Here is a 21,613-nt window from a genome sequence, read left to right as displayed (position 1 = left end):
AGCAGGAGGAGAGACATGCGGATCACGGGACTCGGCCACGCCGGGATGTTCATCGAGACGACCGGCGGGAACATCATCTGCGACCCGGTGCTCGGACCATCCTTCTTCGGATCGTGGTTCCCGTTCCCCGACAACCGGGGCCTGGACTGGGAGCGTCTGGGACGTGAGGCCGACTTCCTGTACATCTCGCACCGGCATCGCGACCATTTCGACCCGAGGCTGCTGGAGAAGTACATCCGCAAGGACATCGAGGTGCTGCTGCCGGAGTATCCGACCGACGATCTCGAACAGGACATCCGCGCGCTCGGCTACGAGAACATCACCTATGCGCCGGCGGGCCAGATCATCGAGCGCGGCGAGCTGAAGCTCATGATCACGCCGCTGCGCGCACCGAGCGACGGGCCGATCGGCGACTCGTCGCTGAGCGTCGACGACGGCACCGCGTCGATCCTGAACCAGAACGACTCGCACCCCCTCGACCTCGAGGCGCTGCTCTCGTTCGGCAAGCCCGAGGCGTACTTCACCCAGGTCTCCGGGGCCATCTGGTGGCCCATGGTCTACGACCTGCCGCAGGACGCCAAGCAGAACTTCGCCCGCCTCAAGCGCGAGGCGCAGAACAAGCGCGCGATGTACTACATCGAGAAGGTCGACGCGCCGCACGTGTTCCCGATGGCGGGGCCGCCGATGTTCCTGCGCGAAGAGCTCTTCCGCTACAACGGCACAGGACAGGACGACGACTCGATCTTCACCGATCAGAAGGAGTTCCTGGCGCACCTGAAGGAGCAGGCGCCGCAGTACGACGGCCGGCTGTTCGTGCCCGGCACCGTCGTCGAGATGAACCACGGCGAGCTGACCGTCACCCAGAGCCTGTACACGCAGGAGGAGATCGACCACATCTTCGATGAGAAGTGGGAGTACCTCGCCGAGCAGAAGGCCACGCGTCAGCAGGAGATCGTCGACGAGGAGGCCACGCGGGCGGAGATCATCCCGCCCGCCGAGATGCTCGCGGCGATCAAGGAGCGGTGGGAGCCGCTGCTGAAGAAGTCCCGCACGATCCGGCTCGGTGTCGGCGGCAACGTGCGCTTCCGGATCGGCGAGCTCGACATGGTCGTCGACTTCCCGAAGGCTAAGGTGCGCGAGTACGCGGGGGAGGAGTGCATCTACTGGTACACCATCCCCGCCGACCTCGTCTCGACGAACATCCGCGACCACGAGATCGACTGGTCGAACTCGATCTTCCTGTCGATGCAGTTCTCGGTGGGCCGCAGCGGCAAGTTCAACGAGTTCCTCACCACGTTCCTCAAGTGCCTCTCGGTGGACCGCATCGAGTACGTCGAGAACTGGTACCAGGAGCAGACCGACCAGACCGAAGAGGCCGAGATCGGCGACTGGGTCATGCAGCGCCGCTGCCCGCACCTGCGCGCGGACCTCACCCGCACCGGGAAGATCGATGAGGACGGCATCCTCACCTGCAGCATGCACGACTGGAAGTGGGATCTGAAGACCGGCAAGTGCCTCACCACCGCCGGCCACCCGATCCGCGCCGAGCGCTGCCCGGTCACCGAGGACGCGCTGCGCGCCGGCTGATCGGCGCGCGCGTGCCGGATCACTGATGACCACGCGCCCTGTCGGCGTGTCGCCCGGCGACACACCGACAGACCGGCCCGGCCGTCAGTGATCAGGCACCAGGAGCACGGACTTGAGCGCGATGACGTCGGGAAACCGCAGGCCCTCCCAGAACGTCACCGCCTCGTCGCCGGAGACGATCAGACCCTGCGCAGCCATCCAGGCCACGAGCACCATCCCGTGCGTGCCGACGATCAGGTGCTCGGCTCGATGGGCGAGCAGTCCTTCGTGGAAGCGACGTGCGGCGGCATCCGGTGTCTCCCAGCCCTCGTGGCGTTCGTCGAGCCGCCCCGCGATCCACGCGGCACGCGCGACGCGGAATCCGTGATGCACGCGCTCGACGCGATCCACCTCTCGGAACCGCGGATTCACGCCGACGGCATCCTCATCTCGCCCGCTCATGAGCGCGGTCGTCTGCACGGCTTTGCGCTCCGGGCTCGAGACGACGGTCGCGCCCGTGATCTGAAGCGGATGCTCGGTGGCAGCGGAGATCCCTGAATCGCTGAGTGCCCACGCGCCTGGGGAGATGGCAGGCTCCACCTGTGGCATCGCGTGCCGGATGAACGTGATTCGCCGACGGGGCGGCTGCATTGACGGCGGAGTCACGATCTGAGGCTACGCGCGAAGCGCACTGTCCCGCGCGTGGTGCTCGCGTCGCACCTGGGCGCGCCCTTGCCGGATCACTGATGACAACGCGCCCTGTCGGCGCGTCGCCGGGCAACACGCCGACAACCCCGTCCGGCCGTCAGTAGTCAGGCACAGGATGCCCGCCACGCCCCCATTGGTATACCGCCTTTCGGAGCGTCGAATCGATAGACTCGAGCCATCACCCATCCTTTAAACCCGTCCTGTGAGGCGGAGAAGGGAAGTGGCCATTGTCTGCACGCACCGTGCTGCAGGAAGCCGATATCGCGCGCGCTCTGACGCGCATCGCCCACGAGATCCTCGAATCCAACCGTGGCGCCGAAGGCCTCGTCCTGCTCGGCATCCCGACCAGGGGCGTCACCCTGGCAGACCGGCTCGGACCCGTGATCTCGCAGATCGCCGGCATCCCCATCCCGGTCGGGTCTCTCGACATCACACTCTTCCGCGATGACCTGTCGAAGCATCCCACCCGCACGCCCAAGCGCACCGAGATCCCCGAGGGTGGCATCGACGGCAAGACCGTGATCCTCGTCGACGACGTGCTCTTCTCCGGCCGCAGCATCCGCGCCGCCCTCGACGCGATCCAGTCCATCGGCCGACCGGCCGTCGTGCGACTGGCGATCCTCGTCGACCGCGGACACCGCGAGCTGCCGATCCGCCCCGACTTCGTAGGCAAGAACATCCCCTCCTCCCGGACCGAACGCGTGAACGTGCGGCTGAAGGAGATCGACGGCGCCGACGCGGTGACGATCGAATCATGAGGCACCTGCTCGACACCCGCACCCTCGACCGCGAGAACGCACTGCGCATCCTCGACGTCGCCGAGGACATGGCCGACACCCAGTCGCGTGAGATCAAGAAGCTGCCCACGCTGCTCGGCAAGACGGTCGTCAACCTCTTCTTCGAGGACTCCACCCGCACCCGCATCTCGTTCGAGGCCGCAGCGAAGCGCCTCTCGGCCGACGTCATCAACTTCGCCGCCAAGGGCTCGAGCGTCTCGAAGGGCGAGAGCCTGAAGGACACCGCCCAGACGCTCGAGGCGATGGGGGCGGATGCTGTGGTGGTGCGCCATTCGGCATCCGGCGCCCCGCGCACCCTCGCGACCAGCGGCTGGATCTCGGCCGGCGTCGTCAACGCCGGCGACGGCACGCACGAGCACCCCACGCAGGCGCTGCTCGACGCCTTCACGATCCGCAAGCGCCGCTTCGGCCGCGACAGCCGCGGACAGGACCTCTCCGGCGTGCGCGTCGTCATCGTCGGCGACGTGCTGCACTCGCGCGTCGCCCGATCGAACGTGTGGCTGCTGTCGGTGCTCGGCGCTGAGGTCACCCTCGTCACCCCGCCCACGCTGGTGCCGCAGAACGTGTCGCAGTGGCCGGTGCGGGTGATGTACGACCTCGACGCCGCCCTGGCCACCGGACCGGATGCCGTGATGATGCTCCGCATCCAGGCCGAGCGCATGCACGCCGCGTATTTCCCCACTGAACGGGAGTATTCGCGACTGTGGGGGCTCGACGCAATGCGGGCGGCCGGGCTGCCCGCGAGTAGCATTGTGATGCACCCGGGCCCGATGAACCGCGGCCTGGAGATCTCCTCCGAAGCCGCAGACTCCGCGCGTTCCACCGTGCTGGAGCAGGTCTCGAACGGGGTCTCGGTGCGGATGGCCGTGCTCTACCTGCTGCTGGCCGGGGAGCGCAACGACGAACGAGGGGAAGTGAAGTGAGCCAGACCCTCGTCATCGCAGGAGTCCAGCTGCTCGGGCGCGACAGCGCCGACATCGTGATCGAAGACGGTGTCATCGCAGAGATCGGCACGGGCCTCAGCCGCTCCGGAGCACGCGTGATCGACGCCGCCGGCCTGGTCGCGCTGCCGGGCCTTGTCGACCTGCACACGCACCTGCGCGAACCCGGCTTCGAAGCATCCGAGACCGTGCTCAGCGGCACCAGGGCCGCCGCGGCCGGCGGGTTCACCGCCGTGTTCGCGATGCCCAACACGCAGCCCGTCGCCGACACCGCCGGCGTGGTCGAGCAGGAACTCGCCCTCGGCGAGGCCGCCGGCTACGCCACCGTGCAGCCGATCGGCGCCGTCACGATCGGGCAGAAGGGCGAGCGCCTCGCCGAACTCGGCGCGATGGCCGCCTCCCGCGCCCGCGTGCGGGTGTTCAGCGACGACGGCTTCTGCGTCTGGGACCCGCTGATCATGCGCCGTGCCCTGGAGTACGTGAAGTCGTTCGACGGTGTCATCGCCCAGCACGCCCAGGACCCGCGCCTCACCGAGGGCGCGCAGATGAACGAGGGCGTGGTATCGGCCGAGCTGGGACTGGCCGGCTGGCCGGCCGTCGCCGAGGAGTCGATCATCGCCCGCGATGTGCTGCTCGCCGAGCACGTCGGCTCCCGCCTGCACGTATGCCACCTCTCCACCGCCGGGTCGGTCGACATCATCCGGTGGGCCAAGAAGCGCGGCATCCGGGTCACCGCCGAAGTCACCCCGCACCACCTGCTGCTGACCGACGAGCTCGTGCGCGACTACGACGCGCGCTACAAGGTCAACCCGCCGCTGCGCACCCAGGAGGACGTCCTGGCCGTCCGCGAGGGACTCGCCGACGGCACGATCGACATCGTCGCCACCGACCACGCCCCGCACCCCGCCGAGAACAAGGCGTGCGAATGGCAGGCGGCCGCCAACGGCATGGTGGGTCTGGAGAGCGCCCTGCGCGTCGTGCACCAGTCGATGGTCGCCACGGGCCAGCTCGACTGGGCCGATGTCGCCCGCGTGCTCAGCACCACGCCAGCCCGCATCGGCCAGCTCGAGGGCTTCGGCTCGCTCGAAGCCGGTCGCCCCGCGCACGTGACGCTGTACGACCCGAACGTGCCAGGCGTCTTCACCGAGGCCGACCTGCACGGTCGCAGCAGCAACTCCCCGTACCTGGGGCGCGAGCTGCCCGGACGCGTGCAGTGGACGATCCACGGGGGAGTGGTGACCGTCGACGACGGCGCACTCGCCGAGGAGGTCCGCGGATGACGAGGGAGCTCGCCGGCCTCATCATCGGCGCCGTCGCGGTGCTGGTGCTGCTGGCCATGTACCTCGGCTGGCGCCGCCGCATCCGCCGCGATTCCGGGCTGACCGCACCGCTGGGCGTTCCCGAGCACGCCGAGGTGACCTCGCGTCACGAGATCCTCTACCTCGCGACCACCAAGCACGGTGAGCCGCTCGAGCGGATCGCCGTGCAGCCGCTGCTGTACCGCGCCCGCGGCGAGCTCGTGCTCACCGACCGGGGACTCGCGCTCACCCTCGACGGGGCGCCCACCGTGTTCATCGCCTCGTCGCGGCTCGCCGCCGCCGACAGGGCGTCGGTCGTCATCGACCGCGCCGTGGAGCCGAACGGCCTTATCCGCCTCGTGTGGCGGGTCGCCGACGGCATCCTCGTCGATTCCTACCTGCGCCTCGCATCCGCCGAGCCGCACCAGATCCTTCCGCAGCTCGAGCGCCTGGCCGCCGCTGCGGAGAACGGAGAGCAGTCTTGACCACTTCCGCGCCGGGGACCGCGTCCCCGCTGAACTCCGCCGTGCTCGTCCTCGAGGACGGCACCCGCTACGAGGGCCGCGCCTACGGCGCGGTCGGCACCACCCTGGGCGAGGTCGTCTTCGCCACCGGCATGTCCGGCTACCAGGAGACGCTCACCGACCCGTCCTACGCCGGTCAGATCGTGCTGCAGACCGCACCGCACATCGGCAACACGGGCATGAACGGCGAGGACGAGGAGTCCTCCCGCATCTGGGTCGCCGGCTACATCGTGCGCGACCCCGCCCGCCGCGTGTCGAACTGGCGGGCCGAGGAGTCGCTCGACGACGCCCTGGTCCGCGACGGCATCGTCGGCATCAGCGGCATCGACACCCGCGCGCTGACCCGCCGCATCCGCGACACCGGTTCCATGCGCGGCGGCATCTTCTCCGGCGAGGCCGCGGCGCTCGACGCCGACGAGCAGCTGCGCCGCGTCACCGAAGCCCCGCAGATGGCCGGGCAGAACCTGTCGGCGGCCGTCTCGGCCACCGAGGTACGGGTCATCCCCGCCACAGGTGAGCGCATCGGCAACCTCGCCGTGCTCGACCTCGGCGTCAAGCAGTCCACGCTCGACAACCTCTCCGCGATCGGCTTCGACGTGCACGTGCTGCCGCAGTCGGCGTCCTTCGCCGACATCAAGGCCATCGAGCCCGTCGCGGTGTTCTACTCGAACGGCCCCGGCGACCCCTCGGCATCTGATGCACAGGTCGCGGTGCTGCGCGAAGTGCTCGACGCCCGCCTGCCGTACTTCGGCATCTGCTTCGGCAACCAGCTTTTCGGCCGCGCCCTGGGACTGGGCACCTACAAGCTCACCTTCGGCCACCGCGGCATCAACCAGCCGGTGCTCGACCGGGCCACCGGCCGCGTCGAGATCACCGCCCACAACCACGGCTTCGCCGTCGAGGCGCCCCTGGAGGGCACCTTCCAGAGCCCGAACGGCTACGGCACGGTCGAGGTCAGCCACATCGGGCTGAACGACCAGGTGGTCGAGGGTCTGCGCGCCCACGACATCCCCGCCTTCTCGGTGCAGTACCACCCCGAGGCGGCCGCCGGTCCGCACGACGCGCACTACCTGTTCACACGATTCGCAGAGATGGTCATCGCCACCCTTCAGCAGGCTCAGGGACCCATCGCAGAAGGAGACTCCAAGTAATGCCGAAGCGCGACGACATCCAGTCCGTCCTGGTCATCGGGTCCGGCCCGATCGTCATCGGCCAGGCCTGCGAGTTCGACTACTCCGGCACCCAGGCGTGCCGCGTGCTGCGCGAGGAGGGCGTCCGGGTCATCCTGGTCAACTCCAACCCGGCCACCATCATGACCGACCCCGACTTCGCGGACGCGACCTACATTGAGCCGATCACCCCCGAGGTGATCGAGACGATCATCGCCAAGGAGAAGCCGGATGCCATCCTGCCCACCCTCGGCGGCCAGACCGCGCTGAACGCCGCCATGGCGCTGCACGAGCGCGGCATCCTCGAGAAGTACGACGTCGAGCTCATCGGCGCCAAGGTCGACGCCATCCGCAAGGGAGAGGACCGCCAGATCTTCAAGGAGCTGGTGATCGAGGCCGGCGCCGACGTCGCGGCATCCCGCATCTGCCACACCATGGACGAGGTGCTCGCCGGCGCCGCCGAGCTCGGCTACCCGCTGGTCGTGCGCCCCTCGTTCACGATGGGCGGACTCGGCTCGGGCTTCGCCTACGACGAGGCGGACCTGCGCCGCATCGCGGGCGCAGGTCTGCACGACTCGCCCACCCACGAGGTGCTGCTCGAGGAGTCGATCCTCGGGTGGAAGGAGTACGAGCTCGAGCTCATGCGCGACACGGCCGACAACACGGTCGTGGTCTGCTCGATCGAGAACGTCGACCCGGTCGGCGTGCACACCGGCGACTCGATCACCGTCGCCCCGGCGCTGACCCTCACCGACCGCGAGTACCAGAAGATGCGCGACATCGCGATCGACATCATCCGCGCCGTGGGTGTTGACACCGGCGGCTGCAACATCCAGTTCGCGGTCGACCCGGCGAACGGGCGCATCATCGTCATCGAGATGAACCCGCGCGTCTCGCGCTCGTCGGCTCTCGCGTCGAAGGCCACCGGCTTCCCGATCGCGAAGCTCGCCGCCAAGCTCGCCCTCGGCTACCGCCTCGACGAGATCCCCAACGACATCACCGGCGTCACCCCGGCCAGCTTCGAGCCGACGCTGGACTACGTCGTCGTGAAGGTGCCGCGGTTCGCGTTCGAGAAGTTCCCCGCCGCGGATGCCACGCTGACCACCACCATGAAGTCGGTGGGCGAGGCGATGGCGATCGGGCGCAACTACACCAGCGCCCTGCAGAAGGCGCTGCGCTCGCTCGAGCAGCGCGGGTCGTCGTTCCACTGGGGTGACGAGGAGCGTTCGGTCGACGAGCTGCTCGAGATCTCGAAGACCCCGACCGACGGCCGGATCGTCGTGCTGCAGCAGGCGCTGCGCAAGGGCGCCACGATCGAGCAGGCGTTCGACGCGACCGCCATGGACCCCTGGTTCCTCGACCAGCTCGTGCTGATCAACGAGGTCGCGGACTTCGTCGCGAACGCCGAGCAGCTGGATGCCGCGACCCTGCGCCACGCCAAGGACCACGGCTTCTCGGACGTGCAGATCGCGCAGCTGCGCGGGCTCTCCGAGGTCGAGGTGCGCAGCGCCAGGCACGCCGTCGGCGTGCGCCCGGTCTACAAGACCGTCGACACCTGTGCGGGGGAGTTCCCGGCCCTGACGCCGTACCACTACTCCAGCTACGACCTCGAGACCGAGGTCGCGCCGTCCGAGCGCACCAAGGTCGTCATCATCGGCTCGGGTCCGAACCGCATCGGCCAGGGCGTCGAGTTCGACTACTCGTGCGTGCACGCCTCGTTCGCACTGTCGGATGCCGGCTACGAGACGATCATGGTCAACTGCAACCCCGAGACGGTCTCCACCGACTACGACACCTCCGACCGGCTCTACTTCGAGCCGCTGACCCTCGAGGACGTCCTCGAGGTGCTGGATGCCGAGGCCCGCAGCGGCCGCATCCTGGGCGTGGTCTGCCAGCTCGGCGGCCAGACGCCGCTGGGTCTGGCGAAGGGCATCGAGGCGGCCGGTTACACGGTGCTCGGCACCAGCCCCGCCGCGATCGACCTGGCCGAGGAGCGCGAGCTGTTCTCGCGCCTGCTCGATGACGCCGGCCTGGTCGCACCGCGCAACGGCACCGCGATCGACGTCGAGGGTGCCGTGCGGATCGCCGAGGAGATCGGCTACCCGGTGCTCGTACGCCCCAGCTTCGTGCTCGGCGGACGCGGCATGGAGATCGTCTACAGCACCGAGGCGCTGCGCGACTACTTCGTGCGCACCGCCGGTCAGGTCATCATCGAGGAGGGCAAGCCGCTGCTGGTGGACCGCTTCCTCGACGACGCGATCGAGCTCGACGTGGACGCCCTCTACGACGGTACCGACCTGTACATCGGCGGGGTCATGGAGCACCTCGAGGAGGCCGGCATCCACTCCGGCGACTCGAGCTGCACCCTGCCGCCCATCTCGCTCGGCCGCAGCGACGTCGACCGCGTGCGCGAGGCGACCCTCGCGATCGCGCAGGGCGTCGGTGTGCGCGGCCTGCTGAACGTGCAGTTCGCGATCAGCGCCGGCGTGCTCTACGTCATCGAGGCGAATCCGCGGGCGAGCCGCACGGTGCCGTTCGTGTCGAAGGCGCTCGGCATCCCGCTCGCCAAGGCCGCCAGCCGCATCATGGCCGGCGCCACGGTCGCCGAGCTGGTGACCGAGGGGCTGCTTCCCGCGCAGGACGGCTCGCAGGTTCCGCTGGGCGCGCCCATCGCGGTGAAGGAGGCCGTGCTGCCCTTCAAGCGGTTCCGCACGCACGACGGCAAGGTCGTCGACTCGGTGCTCGGGCCCGAGATGCGCTCCACCGGTGAGGTGATGGGCATCGACAAGGACTTCCCGACCGCGTTCGCGAAGAGCCAGGCCGCCGCCTACGGCGGCATGCCGACCTCGGGCACCGTGTTCATCTCGGTGGCGGATGCCGACAAGCGCGCCGTGATCCTGCCCGCGCACCGGCTGCAGCAGCTCGGGTTCTCGCTGGTCGCCACCGAGGGCACGGCCGAGATCCTCAGCCGCAACGGCATCGGCGTCTCGGTGGTGGCGAAGTACAGCGACACCGCCGAGAGCGGCGAGCGCAACATCGTCGACCTGATCAACGACGGCGAGATCGACATCATCGTGAACACCCCGAGCGGCGGCGCCGCCCGCGCCGACGGATACGAGATCCGTGCGGCCGCGGTGGCCGCCGACAAGGCGCTGTTCACGACGATCGCCGTGCTGGGTGCCGCGGTCAGCGGCATGGATGCTGCCAACGAGGGCTTCGCGGTGCGCAGCCTGCAGGAGTACGCGCAGGATCGGAGGGTCTCGGCGTGACGACCCCCTCCGGCCCGGCATCCTCCGGCATCACCTCCTTCGGCACCCGCCTGCGGGCCGCGATGGATGCCCATGGGCCGCTGTGTGTGGGCATCGACCCGCACGCCGCGCTGCTGGAGCAGTGGGGTCTGCCGCAGGACGCGGACGGACTGCGCTCGTTCGGGCTCGCCGTGGTCGAGGCCGCGGCCGGCCGGGTGGGCGTCGTGAAGCCGCAGATCGCGTTCTTCGAGCGCTTCGGCTCGCGCGGTTTCGCGGCCCTCGAGGATGTCATGTCCGCCGCACGCCAGGCAGGCCTGATCGTGCTCGCCGATGCGAAACGCGGCGACATCGGGTCCACCATGGCGGGGTACGCCGCGGCCTGGCTGGATGCCGGTTCGCCGCTCGAGTCGGATGCCGTCACGATCAGTCCGTACCTCGGGCCGGAGTCGCTGCGGGAGACCATCACGACCGCGGTGCGCGGCGGAAAGGGCGTGTTCGTCCTGGCCGCCACGAGCAACCCCGAGGCGCCGTCGCTGCAGACCGCCCGCACCGTCGATGTGGCGGCGGGGGAGGACCAGACCGTGGCGCACCGGGTCGCGCGCGACGTGGGCTGGGCCAACGGCTCCACGGCGTTCGAGGGCGGGCTCGGCCCCGTCGGCCTGGTGATCGGGGCGACCGTCGACCGCGTCGAGCTGGGACTGGACGACGAGGTGCTCGCCGGCGCACCGATCCTGGCGCCGGGTTTCGGCGCGCAGGGTGCGGAACCGGGCGATCTGCTCACGCGCTTCGGCGCCGTGGCGCCGCAGGTGCTCGCCAGCGAGAGCCGCAGCATCCTCGGCGCGGGACCGCAGGGCATCGCGGCCGCCATCGACGAGCGCGCCGCACGCTATCAGGAGGTACTCCATGGCTGAACGCAGAGTCGTCCCCGAGGTCGACCGGGCGGCCGCATCCCGGCGTGCGCTGGAGCGCCGCCGTGCCAGGGCCGCTCTCAAGCGCGACCTGACCACGCGCGTCCTCGCCCCGCAGGACGTGCTGCGTCAGGCGGTGGAGGATGCCGACTCCGACGCGGCGACCATGCGGATCACCGACTTCCTCATGGCGCTTCCCGCGATCGGCGCGGGCAAGCGCGACCGCATCCTCGACGAGTTGCGGATCTCGCCGGTCAAGCGGCTCGGTGGACTGGGCGTGCGCCAGCTCTCCGCGCTCTCGGAGTGGCTCGACGAGCGCTTCCCCGTGCACACGCCCCGCCCCGGCCGTAGCCGGCTGCTGGTGCTCGCAGGGCCCACGGCCGTCGGGAAGGGCACGGTCGCTTCGCACATCCGCGAACGGCACCCCGACATCCACCTGTCGGTGTCCGCGACGACCCGGGCTCCCCGGCCCGGTGAGGTCGACGGCGTGCACTACTACTTCGTCGACGACGCCGAGTTCGATCGCCTGATCGACCAGGACCAGCTGCTCGAGTACGCGGTTGTGCACAACAGGCATCGTTACGGCACCCCCCGTGGTCCGGTGGACGATGCACTCGCGGACGGGAAGACCGTGCTGCTCGAGATCGACCTGCAGGGCGCGCGCCAGGTGCGTGCCGCCGAGCCCTCGGCGACCCTGGTGTTCCTGCTGCCGCCGTCCTGGGACGAACTGGTCAATCGGCTCGTCGGGCGGGGCACCGAGGATGCCGAGGAGCGCACCCGCCGGCTGCGCACCGCGCGCGCCGAACTGGCCGCCCAGAACGAGTTCGATTACCTCATCGTGAACGCCGACGTCGCCACCGCCGCGCGCGAGGTCGTAGACTTGTCCTCAGGCTCCGCGCGCTGACCGCTCCCCACGGGAGAAGGACGCGCGCTCGCATCCACCGCTTTCGCGACACGTCGTCATCCGCCGCATCGTCGCCTGACCAGGAGGTCCACCATGGCCGGAACCAACCAGGGCATCATCGACCCGCCCATCGACAACCTGCTCGAGCGCGTCGAGTCCAAGTACGAGCTCGTGATCTACGCGGCCAAGCGCGCGCGTCAGATCAACGACTACTACTCCGACCTGCACGAGGGCAACCTCTTCGACAACGTCGGCCCGCTCGTCGACTCGTCCGTCGAGGACAAGCCGCTCACCATCGCTCTGCACGAGATCAACGAAGACAAGCTTCGCATCCGTCACGCTGAGTGACCCCTTCCGCATCGTGAGCCGCCGACGTCCGCATCCGGATGTCGGCGGCTCACTGCACAATGCGGATCACACCCCGGTCACTGAGACCGGCGTCGGGCCGAACGCGGTCCGATGCCAACTTCCCGCTTTGGAGAATCGATGAGCGCGCTGCGCCTGTTCACGTCCGAGTCCGTCACGGAGGGGCACCCCGACAAGATCTGCGACCAGATCTCCGACAGCATCCTCGACGGGCTGCTGACGGTCGACCGGCAGTCGCGTGTCGCCGTCGAGACGCTCGTGACCACGGGCCTCGTGCACGTGGCCGGTGAGATCCGCACCTCGGGCTACGTCGACATCCCCACGATCGTGCGCGACGTCGTCAACGGCATCGGCTACACCTCCAGCGACACCGGCTTCGACGGTTCGTCGTGCGGTGTCAGCATCTCGGTGGGCGAGCAGTCCGGAGACATCGCGCACGGCGTCGACCAGGCGCAGGAGCAGCGCGACGGCGGCTCGACCGACCCGCGCGACCTGCTCGGCGCCGGCGATCAGGGGATCATGTTCGGCTTCGCCACCAACGAGACCCCGCAGCTGATGCCGATGGCGGCCTGGACCGCGCACCGCATCGCCGAGCGCCTCACCGAGGTGCGCCGCTCGGGCGAGCTGGCGTTCCTGCGCCCCGACGGCAAGACCCAGGTGACCCTCGGCTACGACGGCTTCACCCCGAAGACCGTCGACGCGGTCGTGCTCTCCACGCAGCACCACCCCGACATCTCGCAGGACGAGCTCAAGGCACTCGTCCGCGAGAAGGTCATCGACCCGGTACTTGCCCAGACCGGCCTCGACCTGGCCGACGACCTGAAGTACTACATCAACCCAGCCGGCCCGTTCGTCACCGGTGGCCCGAAGGGGGATGCCGGCCTGACCGGCCGCAAGATCATCATCGACACGTACGGCGGCGCCGCCCGCCACGGCGGCGGAGCGTTCAGCGGCAAGGACCCGTCGAAGGTCGACCGCTCCGGCGCCTACGCGATGCGCTGGGTCGCCAAGAACGTCGTCGCGGCAGGTCTCGCCGAGCGCGCCGAGGTGCAGGTCGCCTACGCGATCGGCGTGGCCCGCCCGGTGGGCCTGTACGTCGAGACATTCGGCACCGGCAAGGTGTCGGAAGAGACGATCACCACCGCCATCGACCAGGTGTTCGACCTGCGCCCGCAGGCGATCATCGAGGAGCTCGACCTGCTGCGCCCGATCTACGCGCAGACGGCCGCCTACGGCCACTTCGGCCGTGAGCTTCCCGATTTCACCTGGGAGCGCACCGACCGCGCCGACGAGCTGCGTCGCGCCGCCGGCATCTGAGGCGGCATGACCGCCGGGCGGCGCATCGCGCGCGTGCTCATCGACTCGCCGCTGCCGCAGCTGGATCGGCTCTTCGACTACGCACTCCCTGAGGGACTCGGCCCGGTCGAGCCGGGAGTGCGGGTCAAGGCGCCGCTGCGCACCGCGGGCCGGGTGATCGACGGCTACGTGGTCGAGATCGGCGAAGAGCCGGATGCGTCCCGCACGCTGTCCGAGATCGAAAGCGTCGTCTCGCCGACGGTCGTGCTGCCCGACAGGCTGTACCGGCTCGCCCGGCGGGTCGCTGACCGGGCCGCCGGGTCGGCATCCGACATCCTGCGCCTGGCCATCCCCAAGCGTCAGGTGCGGGTGGAGAAGTCCTGGCAGGAGCCCCCGGCCCCGCCGGCACCCGGAGATGACGCGCTGCAGCGCGCCCGGGACGAGATCGCCGCGTACGAGGGACTCGGCGAGGTCCTCGCCGGATCCGGGCGTGCAGCGGTCGAGGCGATCCCGGTCCGCCGCGCTGACCTGCCCGGCTGGGCGCTGCTGCTGGCTTCGGCCGCCGCGGTGCAGCTGGCCGAGGGACGATCGAGTGTGCTCGTGGTGCCCGACTACCGCGACCAGGAGCTGCTGCTCATGGCGCTGACGGCGCTGATCGACGACGAGGCCGTCGTGCGCCACGACGCCAGGCAGCCCAATCCCGACCGGTACCGCGCGTTCCTGCGCACCCTCGGCGACCAGCCTTGCGTGGTGGTCGGCAACCGGTCGGCGGTCTATGCGCCCGTGCAGGCCGGTCTCGTCGCGATCTGGGACGACGGCGATCCGCTGCTCTCCGAGCCGCTCGCGCCCTACGTGCACGCCCGTGATGCGGCCCTCATCCGTCAGGAGGAGGAGGGCAGTGCGCTGCTGATCGTCGGGCACACCCGCACCACCGACACCGAGCGGCTGGTCGCGCACGGCTGGCTGCAGGACGTCACCGCGGCCAGGCGGATCATCCCGCAGGTGCGGCTGAGCACCCCGCAGGAGCTGGAGCAGACCGGCCAGCGGGTGCCCTCCAGCGCCTTCGCCACCGCACGCGCGGCGACCGCCGAGGGTCCCGTGCTCGTGCAGGTCGCCCGGCCCGGCTTCGCACCGACCCTGGTCTGCGCGAGCTGTCGCGCACCGGCCCGCTGCACGCACTGTGGCGGCCCGCTCGGCGCGCGGCGCCGCGGCGCCGTGCCGGTCTGCGGCTGGTGCGGGCGCTCCGCCAACGCGTGGCGGTGCGGCGAGTGCTCCTCCGAGCAGGTGCGCCTGGCATCCTCGGGTACCGAGCGGACCGCCGATGAGCTGGGGCGCGCCTTCCCGGGCGTGCGGGTGATCGTCTCGGACGGCGCTCACCCCGTGCAGCACGTCGACGCGCGCCCCGCACTGGTCGTCGCGACACGCGGTGCGGAACCGCTGGCGGAGGGCGGCTACCGAGCGGTGATCCTGCTCGACGGCGCACGGATGCTGCAGGCGCCCGAGCTGCGGATCGCCGAGTCGTGCCTGCGCTGGTGGATGAATGCTTCCGCCCTCGCCGCACCAGGCGCGCCGATCCACCTCGTCGGCGTCGACGGCCCGGTCGCCCGTGCCCTCGCCACGTGGTCGCCCGCCGCGTACGCCCGCACCGAGCTCGACGCGCGCCGTCCCCTGCACATGCCGCCCACGGCCCGGGTCGCCCAGATCGAAGGCCTGTCTGCTTCGGTACGCACGGCGCTCGACGCACTCGCGCAGATCGGCGTCTCGGGCGAGGCCGTGCTCGGGCCCTTGCCGGTCGCGGGCGAAGGTGGCGAGGCGGGCAAGGTGCGGGCGCTCGTGCGGTTCGGGTACGGCGCGGGCGCAGAGGTGGCCACCACGCTGCGCGCGGCCGTCGTCGCGGATGCTGCGCAGAGCCGGCGACCGCGCGGGCGTCCCCGGGTCTCGCTCTCGGTGCACCTCGATATCCTCGAACCTGAGATCTGACCGTCCCTCGACGACTACCCACCGGAGAACCTTCATGCGCCTCGTCTTCGCAGGCACGCCCGCCCCGGCGGTGCCGACCCTGCTCGCCCTCGCCGAACGGCACGAGATCGCCGCCGTCGTCACGCGGCCCGACGCGCCGCTCGGACGCAAGCGCGTGCTGACGCCGTCGCCGGTGGCCGCGGCCGCGGAGCAGCTCGGCATCCCGGTGATCAAGGCGGCCCGCCTGGACGACGAGGTCACGGCCCGCATCCGGGATCTGGATGCCGAGCTCGGCGTCATCGTCGCCTACGGCGGGCTCGTCCGCGAACCCCTGCTCTCGACCCCTGTCCACGGCTGGATCAACCTGCACTTCTCGCTGCTGCCCGCCTGGCGGGGTGCGGCTCCCGTGCAGCGCGCCCTCATCGCCGGCGACCCCGAGATCGGGGTGAGCGTGTTCCAGCTCGTGCCCGCCCTCGACGCCGGCGACGTCTTCGGCATGCGGGCAGTGCACATCCCCGCCGACGCGACCGCCGACACGGCGCTCGGCATCCTGGCCGCCGACGGCGCCGACCTCACCGGCGACATCGTGGCCGCCATCGCCGACGGCACCGCCGTCGCGACGCCGCAGACCGGCGAGCCCACCCTCGCCCCGAAGCTCTCCCTCGAGGACGGACTGCTCGACTGGAGCCAGCCGCTGGCCGCGGTGTACGCCCGCTACCGCGGGGTGACCCCCGAACCCGGTGCGCACACCACGGTCGAGGGTGCGCGCCTGAAGATCCTCGAGGCCGCCCCGGCCGTTGACGCCCCCGCACCGTCACCGGGCGAGGCCACGGGAACCCGATCCGGTGTGCTCATCGGCTGCGCCGACGGGGCGCTGGAGGTCACCCGCCTGCAGCCCGCCGGCAAGGGGCCGATGAACGCCGCCGACTGGTGGCGCGGGCTGCGCACCGATGCGACGATCGAGGTCGGATCGTGAGCGCGCGGATCGGGAGTGCACAGGGCAAGCGCGGCATCCAGCCCGCACGCTGGGTCGCCTACGACGTGCTGCGTGCCGTGTCGGACTCCGACGCGTACGCCAACCTGCTGCTGCCGAAGCTGATCGTCGAGGCGGGCCTGAACGCGCAGGACGCGGCGCTCGCGACCGAGCTCGCCTACGGCACGCTGCGGCGCCGCGGCACCTACGACGCGATCATCGCCGACGCCGCCGGCCGGCCCGTCGCCGACATCGACCCGGTGGTGCTCGACGCCCTGCGCCTGGGCGCACATCAGCTGCTCGCCACCCGGGTCGCCCCGCACGCCGCCGTCAACGAAGCCGTCAACCTGGTCGCCGCCGAAGCAGGCCGCGGCGCCTCAGGATTCGCGAACGCCGTGCTGCGCCGCATCGGACGAGAGACCGCTGAGACATGGCAGGAACGCATCGAGGCCGGGGCACGCTCGGACGATGAGCGGCTCGCGCTGCGCACCGCGCACCCGGTGTGGGTCATCCGCGCGCTGCGCCGCGCCCTGGCCGCCGAAGGACGCGCGGACGAACTGGACGCGCTGCTGCGGGCCGACAACGACGCACCCGAGGTGACGCTGGCCGCCCTGCCCGGTCTCGCCGAGCGCGGGGAGCCCGCCCGCCCGTACGCCCCGACCGCGTTCGGCTCACCCGGCGGCGATCCCCGTGAGGTCATCGCGGATGCCGCGGGAGCCGTGCGCGTGCAGGATGAGGGCTCCCAGCTGGTCGCCCTCGCCCTCGCCGCCGCCGCGCCCGTGCGAGCGGGAGAGCGATGGCTCGATCTGTGCTCCGGCCCCGGCGGAAAGACCGCGCTGCTGGCGGCGATCGCGCATCGCGACGGCGCCCGGATCGAGGCCAACGAAGTGGTGCCGGTGCGCGCAGGGCTCGTCCGCAGCGCCGTGCGCCCCCTGCCCATCGACGTCCCCGTGCATGAGGCGGACGGACGGGTGTTCGCCGCACAGCATCCCGACACCTTCGACCGCATCCTCGTCGACGCGCCCTGCACCGGGCTCGGCGCGCTGCGCCGGCGCCCCGAGGCGCGCTGGCGGAAGGCCCCAGGCGACGTCGCCGAACTCGTCTCGCTGCAGACCGAACTGCTGGATGCCGCGATCGACGCGCTCGCCCCCGGCGGCATCGTCGCCTACGTCACCTGCTCACCCCACCTCGCCGAGACCACCGGCGTCGTCTCCGACGTGCTGCGCCGCCGCACCGACGTCCGCGAACTCGATGCCCAGGCGGTGATCAGCGCGGTGTCCGAGTCTCCGATCGACCTCGCCGCAGCGGCCGACGGCTCACCACGTCATGCACAGCTGTGGCCGCACCGGCACGGCACCGACGCCATGTTCCTCGCGCTGCTGCAGCGCGCCCCCCAGGAAGGATGACCGTGCACCTCCCCGAAGCACCCCGCATCAACCCCAGCATCCTCGCCGCCGACTTCGCGAACATGCAGGCGGAACTCGCCCGCATCGCCTCGGCCGACTTCGCGCACGTCGACGTCATGGACAACCACTTCGTGCCGAACCTCACCTTCGGGCCGCAGATGGTGCAGCGTATCCAGGCGACCAGCCCCATCCCGCTGGACGTGCACCTGATGATCACCGACCCCGACCGCTGGGCGCCCGGCTACGCCGAGCTGGGAGCGGCCAGCGTGACCTTCCACCTCGAGGCCGCGGCCGACCCGGTCGCCCTGGCACGGCGCCTGCGCGACATCGGCGCACGGGCCGGCGTCGCGATCAAGCCGGGCACCGCGGGGGAGGCGCTGTACGACATCCTCGACGAGTTCGACCAGGTGCTCGTGATGACCGTCGAACCCGGGTTCGGCGGGCAGGGCTTCATTCCCGAGACCATGCCGAAGCTGCGCGCCCTGCGCGACGAGGCCCGCCGTCGCGGATCCGACGTGTGGCTGCAGGTGGACGGCGGCATCTCCGACTCGACGATCGCCCAGGCGGCCGAGGCCGGTGCCGACACGTTCGTCGCGGGCTCCGCCGTGTACGGCGCGGACGACGTCGAAGCGGCCGTCACCCGGCTCCGGGACCTCGCACGAGCGGCTAGCCTGGAATCGTGAAGACTTTCGACGAACTGTTCGCCGAGCTGCAGAACACTGCCGCGACCCGCCCGGAGGGCTCGGGCACGGTCGCGCAGCTGGACCGCGGCGTGCACGCCATCGGCAAGAAGATCGTCGAGGAGGCCGCCGAGGTGTGGATGGCGGCCGAGTACGAATCGAACGAGAACGCCGCCGAGGAGATCTCGCAGCTGCTGTACCACCTGCAGGTGATGATGCTCGCCAAGGGCATCACCCTGCACGACGTCTACCGACATCTGTGAGCGCGTCCCCACCAGACCGTTCGAACAGAAAGACCTCCATGCTGCGCATCGCCGTTCCCAACAAGGGCTCGCTCTCCGAGACCGCCGCCGAAATGCTCGCCGAGGCCGGATACACCGGCCGCCGCGACCCCAAGACCCTGCACGTGGTCGACGCCGACAGCGGCGTCGAGTTCTTCTACCTGCGCCCGCGCGACATCGCCACCTATGTGGCATCCGGCGCGCTCGACGTCGGGATCACCGGCCGCGACCTGCTGCGCGACGTGCGCCAGGAGGACGCCCGTGAGATCGAGCAGCTGGGCTTCGCGCGCTCGACGTTCCGCTTCGCGGCGCCTCCCGGCTACTACGCCTCGATCAAGGACCTCGACGGCGTGCGGGTCGCCTCCGCCTACCCGGGACTGGTCGACGACTTCCTGCGCCAGCACGGCGTCAGCGCCGAACTGGTGCCGCTGGACGGCGCCGTCGAGTCGGCCGTGCGGCTGGGTGTCGCCGACGTGATCGCCGACGTCGTCGAGACCGGGACCACCCTGCGGCAGGCAGGGCTGGAGATCTTCGGACCCGTCATCATCGAATCCGAGGCCGTGCTCATCAGCCGCCCCGGCGACGTCCCCGGTACCGACCGGCTGCTTCGCCGGCTGCGCGGCGTCATGGTCGCCAGGCAGTACGTGCTGCTGGACTACGACCTGCCGGCGAAGCTCGTCGACCAGGCCGTCGCCATCGCCGGCGGCCGGGAGTCCCCGACGATCTCGCCGCTGCGCGACCCCGAGTGGGTGGCCGTGCGCGTCATGATCCCGCGCAAGGGCATGAACCAGGTGATGGACGACCTCTACGCGCTGGGCGCCCGCGCCATCCTCGTCTCCGCGATCCACGCTGCGAGGCTCTGATGACCCTCGCAGCGCGCGTCATCCCCTGCCTGGACGTCGCAGCCGGGCGCGTGGTCAAGGGCGTGAACTTCAAGGATCTCCGCGACATGGGCGATCCCGTCGAGCTCGCGGCGCACTACGCCGCGCAGGGTGCCGATGAGATCACCTTCCTCGACGTGACCGCCACGGTGGACGACCGGTCGACGACCCATGACGTGGTGCAGCGCACGGCCGAGCAGGTCTTCGTGCCGCTGACCGTCGGCGGCGGGGTCCGCAGCGTCACCGACGTCGCCCGGCTGCTGTCGGTGGGTGCCGACAAGGTCGGCGTGAACTCCGCCGCGATCGCCCGCCCCGAGCTGATCGACGAGATCGCCGACCGCTTCGGCGCCCAGGTGCTTGTGCTCTCGCTCGACATCAAGCGCGCGGGTGCCACGCACTCCGGGTTCGTCGTCACCACGCACGGCGGCCGCACCGAGACGACGCTGGACGCCCTGGACTGGGCACGCGAGGCGATCGAGCGCGGCGCCGGTGAGCTGCTGGTGAACTCCATCGACGCCGACGGCACGAAGGACGGCTTCGACCTCGAGCTCGTGCGACTCATGCGCGAGGTGTCCTCCGTCCCGGTGATCGCCTCCGGCGGCGCCGGCGACGTCTCGCACTTCGCCCCGGCGATCGAGGCGGGAGCGGATGCCGTGCTCGCCGCCAGCGTGTTCCACAGCGGTCAGCTCACGGTCGGAGACGTCAAGGGCGCGCTGCGCGAGGCCGGGGTGGTGGTCCGATGACCGCCCCCGAGGAGACGGGCGTCGAGGGCGACATCGCCCGGGTGACCTGGAACGCCGACGGCCTCGCACCCGTGATCGTGCAGCAGCACGACACGCGCGAGGTACTCATGCTCGCGTGGATGGACGCCGAGGCGCTGCGCCGCACGCTCACCGGCGGCCGCGCCGTGTACTGGTCCCGCTCGCGGCAGGAGTACTGGCGCAAGGGCGACACCTCGGGCAACACCCAGCGGGTGCACGGCGTGTCGGTGGACTGCGACGGCGACACGATCCTGCTCACCGTCGATCAGCACGGGCCCGCATGCCACACGGGCACGCACACCTGCTTCGACGGACGCGAGCTGACCGTCGGCAGCCCGGAAGGCGAGTGAGCATGCTGCGGCGCGCGCGGATGCTCGCGGTGCTCGGCTTCCTCATCCCGGGCGGCGTGGGCATCATCTCCTCGACCCAGACGTGGATCACGGTGCACCGCACCGACGCCGCCGAGCCGCTGCAGATCGCCGGCGCCGATGCGCTCGTGCTGCTCGCACCGCTCTCGCTGGCGGTGCTCGCCCTCGGTGCAGCGCTGTCGATCGCCGGCCGGGCGCTGCGCTACGTCTTCGCGGTGCTCGCCGCCGGCGGGGCGGCCGTGCTCATCGCCGGCACGGCGGCGCTCGTGATCGCGCCGCCGCTGTCGGCCGCGGCACCGGCGCTGAGCGAGGCGACGGGCCTGGCGGGGGAGAAGACGCTCCGCTCACTCGTCGCCGAGATCGAGCCGACCGGCTGGCCGGTCGCAGCCCTGTGCGCCTGGATCCTGCTGCTGACGGCATCCGTCTTCATCCTCGCCACCGCGCACGCCTGGCAGGCCGGCGGCCGGCGCTACCGCCAGGCCGACGAGACCCACCAGCACACCACTGGACCACTGGACCCGATCGATTCCTGGGACGAGCTGTCCCATGGAACCGACCCGACGGGCCCTTCCCGATAGA

The 21,613-nt window shown here is 70.7% G+C and carries 21 protein-coding genes; 20 read left to right on the top strand and 1 reads right to left on the bottom strand.

Going from position 1 to position 21,613, the window contains the following annotated elements:
• Positions 1 to 15: 15 nt before the first annotated feature.
• A complete protein-coding gene (locus H7694_RS07630) occupies positions 16 to 1,587 on the top strand; it encodes a Rieske 2Fe-2S domain-containing protein (protein ID WP_193598903.1) in 1,572 nt (523 codons plus the stop codon).
• Positions 1,588 to 1,671: 84 nt separating this feature from the next.
• Here the strand turns inward: H7694_RS07630 and H7694_RS07625 are convergent, their stop codons facing one another.
• Positions 1,672 to 2,232, bottom strand: coding sequence for a histidine phosphatase family protein (locus H7694_RS07625; RefSeq protein ID WP_193598902.1), 561 nt, complete (start codon positions 2,230 to 2,232; stop codon positions 1,672 to 1,674).
• A 269-nt stretch (positions 2,233 to 2,501) separates the two neighbouring features.
• On the opposite strand from H7694_RS07625, the gene pyrR reads away from it, so the two are divergent.
• The 19 genes from pyrR to H7694_RS07530 all read left to right on the top strand — a co-directional run bounded on the left by pyrR (position 2,502) and on the right by H7694_RS07530 (position 21,612).
• Complete coding sequence (gene pyrR / locus H7694_RS07620) at positions 2,502 to 3,032, top strand: bifunctional pyr operon transcriptional regulator/uracil phosphoribosyltransferase PyrR (protein ID WP_193598901.1); 531 nt, start codon at positions 2,502 to 2,504, stop codon at positions 3,030 to 3,032.
• A complete protein-coding gene (locus H7694_RS07615) occupies positions 3,029 to 3,994 on the top strand; it encodes an aspartate carbamoyltransferase catalytic subunit (RefSeq protein WP_193598900.1) in 966 nt (321 codons plus the stop codon). The genes pyrR and H7694_RS07615 overlap by 4 nt, the downstream gene beginning before the upstream one ends.
• A gap of 14 nt (positions 3,995 to 4,008) precedes the next feature.
• Positions 4,009 to 5,292 (top strand): dihydroorotase, encoded by a 1,284-nt coding sequence (locus H7694_RS07610; protein ID WP_413782939.1) that lies wholly within the window; start codon positions 4,009 to 4,011, stop codon positions 5,290 to 5,292.
• The gene (locus H7694_RS07605; protein ID WP_193598898.1) at positions 5,289 to 5,795 is read left to right on the top strand and encodes a hypothetical protein; all 507 of its coding nucleotides are present in this window, start codon (positions 5,289 to 5,291) and stop codon (positions 5,793 to 5,795) included. Before H7694_RS07610 ends, H7694_RS07605 begins: the two co-directional genes overlap by 4 nt.
• Positions 5,792 to 6,985 carry a glutamine-hydrolyzing carbamoyl-phosphate synthase small subunit gene (gene carA / locus H7694_RS07600; protein ID WP_227468341.1) on the top strand — a complete coding sequence of 398 codons (1,194 nt, stop codon included), beginning with the start codon at positions 5,792 to 5,794 and terminating at the stop codon, positions 6,983 to 6,985. Before H7694_RS07605 ends, carA begins: the two co-directional genes overlap by 4 nt.
• Positions 6,985 to 10,272 (top strand): carbamoyl-phosphate synthase large subunit, encoded by a 3,288-nt coding sequence (gene carB, locus H7694_RS07595; RefSeq protein WP_193598897.1) that lies wholly within the window; start codon positions 6,985 to 6,987, stop codon positions 10,270 to 10,272. The genes carA and carB overlap by 1 nt, the downstream gene beginning before the upstream one ends.
• Positions 10,269 to 11,162, top strand: coding sequence for an orotidine-5'-phosphate decarboxylase (gene pyrF / locus H7694_RS07590; RefSeq protein ID WP_264674914.1), 894 nt, complete (start codon positions 10,269 to 10,271; stop codon positions 11,160 to 11,162). The genes carB and pyrF overlap by 4 nt, the downstream gene beginning before the upstream one ends.
• Positions 11,155 to 12,063, top strand: a complete 909-nt coding sequence (gene gmk, locus H7694_RS07585; protein ID WP_193598896.1) for a guanylate kinase — start codon at positions 11,155 to 11,157, stop codon at positions 12,061 to 12,063. Before pyrF ends, gmk begins: the two co-directional genes overlap by 8 nt.
• A 93-nt stretch (positions 12,064 to 12,156) precedes the next feature.
• Positions 12,157 to 12,411 (top strand): DNA-directed RNA polymerase subunit omega, encoded by a 255-nt coding sequence (gene rpoZ / locus H7694_RS07580; RefSeq protein ID WP_193598895.1) that lies wholly within the window; start codon positions 12,157 to 12,159, stop codon positions 12,409 to 12,411.
• Positions 12,412 to 12,549: 138 nt separating this feature from the next.
• A complete protein-coding gene (metK, locus tag H7694_RS07575) occupies positions 12,550 to 13,746 on the top strand; it encodes a methionine adenosyltransferase (RefSeq protein ID WP_193598894.1) in 1,197 nt (398 codons plus the stop codon).
• 6 nt (positions 13,747 to 13,752) lie between these two features.
• On the top strand, positions 13,753 to 15,705 hold the full coding sequence (locus H7694_RS07570; protein ID WP_193598893.1) for a primosomal protein N': 1,953 nt from the start codon (positions 13,753 to 13,755) through the stop codon (positions 15,703 to 15,705).
• A 34-nt stretch (positions 15,706 to 15,739) separates the two neighbouring features.
• Complete coding sequence (fmt, locus tag H7694_RS07565) at positions 15,740 to 16,660, top strand: methionyl-tRNA formyltransferase (RefSeq protein WP_193598892.1); 921 nt, start codon at positions 15,740 to 15,742, stop codon at positions 16,658 to 16,660.
• The gene (locus H7694_RS07560) at positions 16,654 to 18,063 is read left to right on the top strand and encodes an RsmB/NOP family class I SAM-dependent RNA methyltransferase (RefSeq protein WP_413782938.1); all 1,410 of its coding nucleotides are present in this window, start codon (positions 16,654 to 16,656) and stop codon (positions 18,061 to 18,063) included. Before fmt ends, H7694_RS07560 begins: the two co-directional genes overlap by 7 nt.
• Entirely contained in the window at positions 18,060 to 18,746 is a 687-nt protein-coding gene (rpe, locus tag H7694_RS07555) for a ribulose-phosphate 3-epimerase (RefSeq protein ID WP_193598891.1), read from the top strand. The genes H7694_RS07560 and rpe overlap by 4 nt, the downstream gene beginning before the upstream one ends.
• Positions 18,743 to 19,006 carry a phosphoribosyl-ATP diphosphatase gene (locus tag H7694_RS07550; RefSeq protein WP_193598890.1) on the top strand — a complete coding sequence of 88 codons (264 nt, stop codon included), beginning with the start codon at positions 18,743 to 18,745 and terminating at the stop codon, positions 19,004 to 19,006. Before rpe ends, H7694_RS07550 begins: the two co-directional genes overlap by 4 nt.
• Positions 19,007 to 19,044: 38 nt before the next feature.
• Positions 19,045 to 19,887, top strand: coding sequence for an ATP phosphoribosyltransferase (hisG, locus tag H7694_RS07545; protein WP_193598889.1), 843 nt, complete (start codon positions 19,045 to 19,047; stop codon positions 19,885 to 19,887).
• On the top strand, positions 19,887 to 20,648 hold the full coding sequence (gene hisF / locus H7694_RS07540; protein ID WP_193598888.1) for an imidazole glycerol phosphate synthase subunit HisF: 762 nt from the start codon (positions 19,887 to 19,889) through the stop codon (positions 20,646 to 20,648). The genes hisG and hisF overlap by 1 nt, the downstream gene beginning before the upstream one ends.
• Positions 20,645 to 21,016 (top strand): phosphoribosyl-AMP cyclohydrolase, encoded by a 372-nt coding sequence (gene hisI, locus H7694_RS07535; RefSeq protein ID WP_193598887.1) that lies wholly within the window; start codon positions 20,645 to 20,647, stop codon positions 21,014 to 21,016. The genes hisF and hisI overlap by 4 nt, the downstream gene beginning before the upstream one ends.
• 2 nt (positions 21,017 to 21,018) lie before the next feature.
• Positions 21,019 to 21,612, top strand: a complete 594-nt coding sequence (locus tag H7694_RS07530) for a Trp biosynthesis-associated membrane protein (protein WP_227468381.1) — start codon at positions 21,019 to 21,021, stop codon at positions 21,610 to 21,612.
• The last annotated feature ends 1 nt before the right edge of the window (position 21,613 follow it).

Origin of the sequence: Microbacterium sp. YJN-G (assembly GCF_015040615.1) — a bacterium.
Classification (GTDB): Bacteria; Actinomycetota; Actinomycetes; order Actinomycetales; family Microbacteriaceae; genus Microbacterium.
This window is presented reverse-complemented; position numbering and strand designations above follow the sequence as displayed.

Bases quoted from the DNA above. Each gene is read 5' to 3' on its own strand.
- hisF (WP_193598888.1), top strand. From the start codon at position 19,887: ATGACCCTCGCAGCGCGCGTCATCCCCTGCCTGGACGTCGCAGCCGGG.
- H7694_RS07570 (WP_193598893.1), top strand. From the start codon at position 13,753: ATGACCGCCGGGCGGCGCATCGCGCGCGTGCTCATCGACTCGCCGCTG.
- rpoZ (WP_193598895.1), top strand. From the start codon at position 12,157: ATGGCCGGAACCAACCAGGGCATCATCGACCCGCCCATCGACAACCTG.
- H7694_RS07615 (WP_193598900.1), top strand. From the start codon at position 3,029: ATGAGGCACCTGCTCGACACCCGCACCCTCGACCGCGAGAACGCACTG.
- fmt (WP_193598892.1), top strand. From the start codon at position 15,740: ATGCGCCTCGTCTTCGCAGGCACGCCCGCCCCGGCGGTGCCGACCCTG.
- H7694_RS07605 (WP_193598898.1), top strand. From the start codon at position 5,289: ATGACGAGGGAGCTCGCCGGCCTCATCATCGGCGCCGTCGCGGTGCTG.
- H7694_RS07630 (WP_193598903.1), top strand. From the start codon at position 16: ATGCGGATCACGGGACTCGGCCACGCCGGGATGTTCATCGAGACGACC.
- H7694_RS07530 (WP_227468381.1), top strand. From the start codon at position 21,019: ATGCTGCGGCGCGCGCGGATGCTCGCGGTGCTCGGCTTCCTCATCCCG.
- rpe (WP_193598891.1), top strand. From the start codon at position 18,060: ATGACCGTGCACCTCCCCGAAGCACCCCGCATCAACCCCAGCATCCTC.
- carB (WP_193598897.1), top strand. From the start codon at position 6,985: ATGCCGAAGCGCGACGACATCCAGTCCGTCCTGGTCATCGGGTCCGGC.
- hisI (WP_193598887.1), top strand. From the start codon at position 20,645: ATGACCGCCCCCGAGGAGACGGGCGTCGAGGGCGACATCGCCCGGGTG.
- hisG (WP_193598889.1), top strand. From the start codon at position 19,045: ATGCTGCGCATCGCCGTTCCCAACAAGGGCTCGCTCTCCGAGACCGCC.
- gmk (WP_193598896.1), top strand. From the start codon at position 11,155: ATGGCTGAACGCAGAGTCGTCCCCGAGGTCGACCGGGCGGCCGCATCC.
- metK (WP_193598894.1), top strand. From the start codon at position 12,550: ATGAGCGCGCTGCGCCTGTTCACGTCCGAGTCCGTCACGGAGGGGCAC.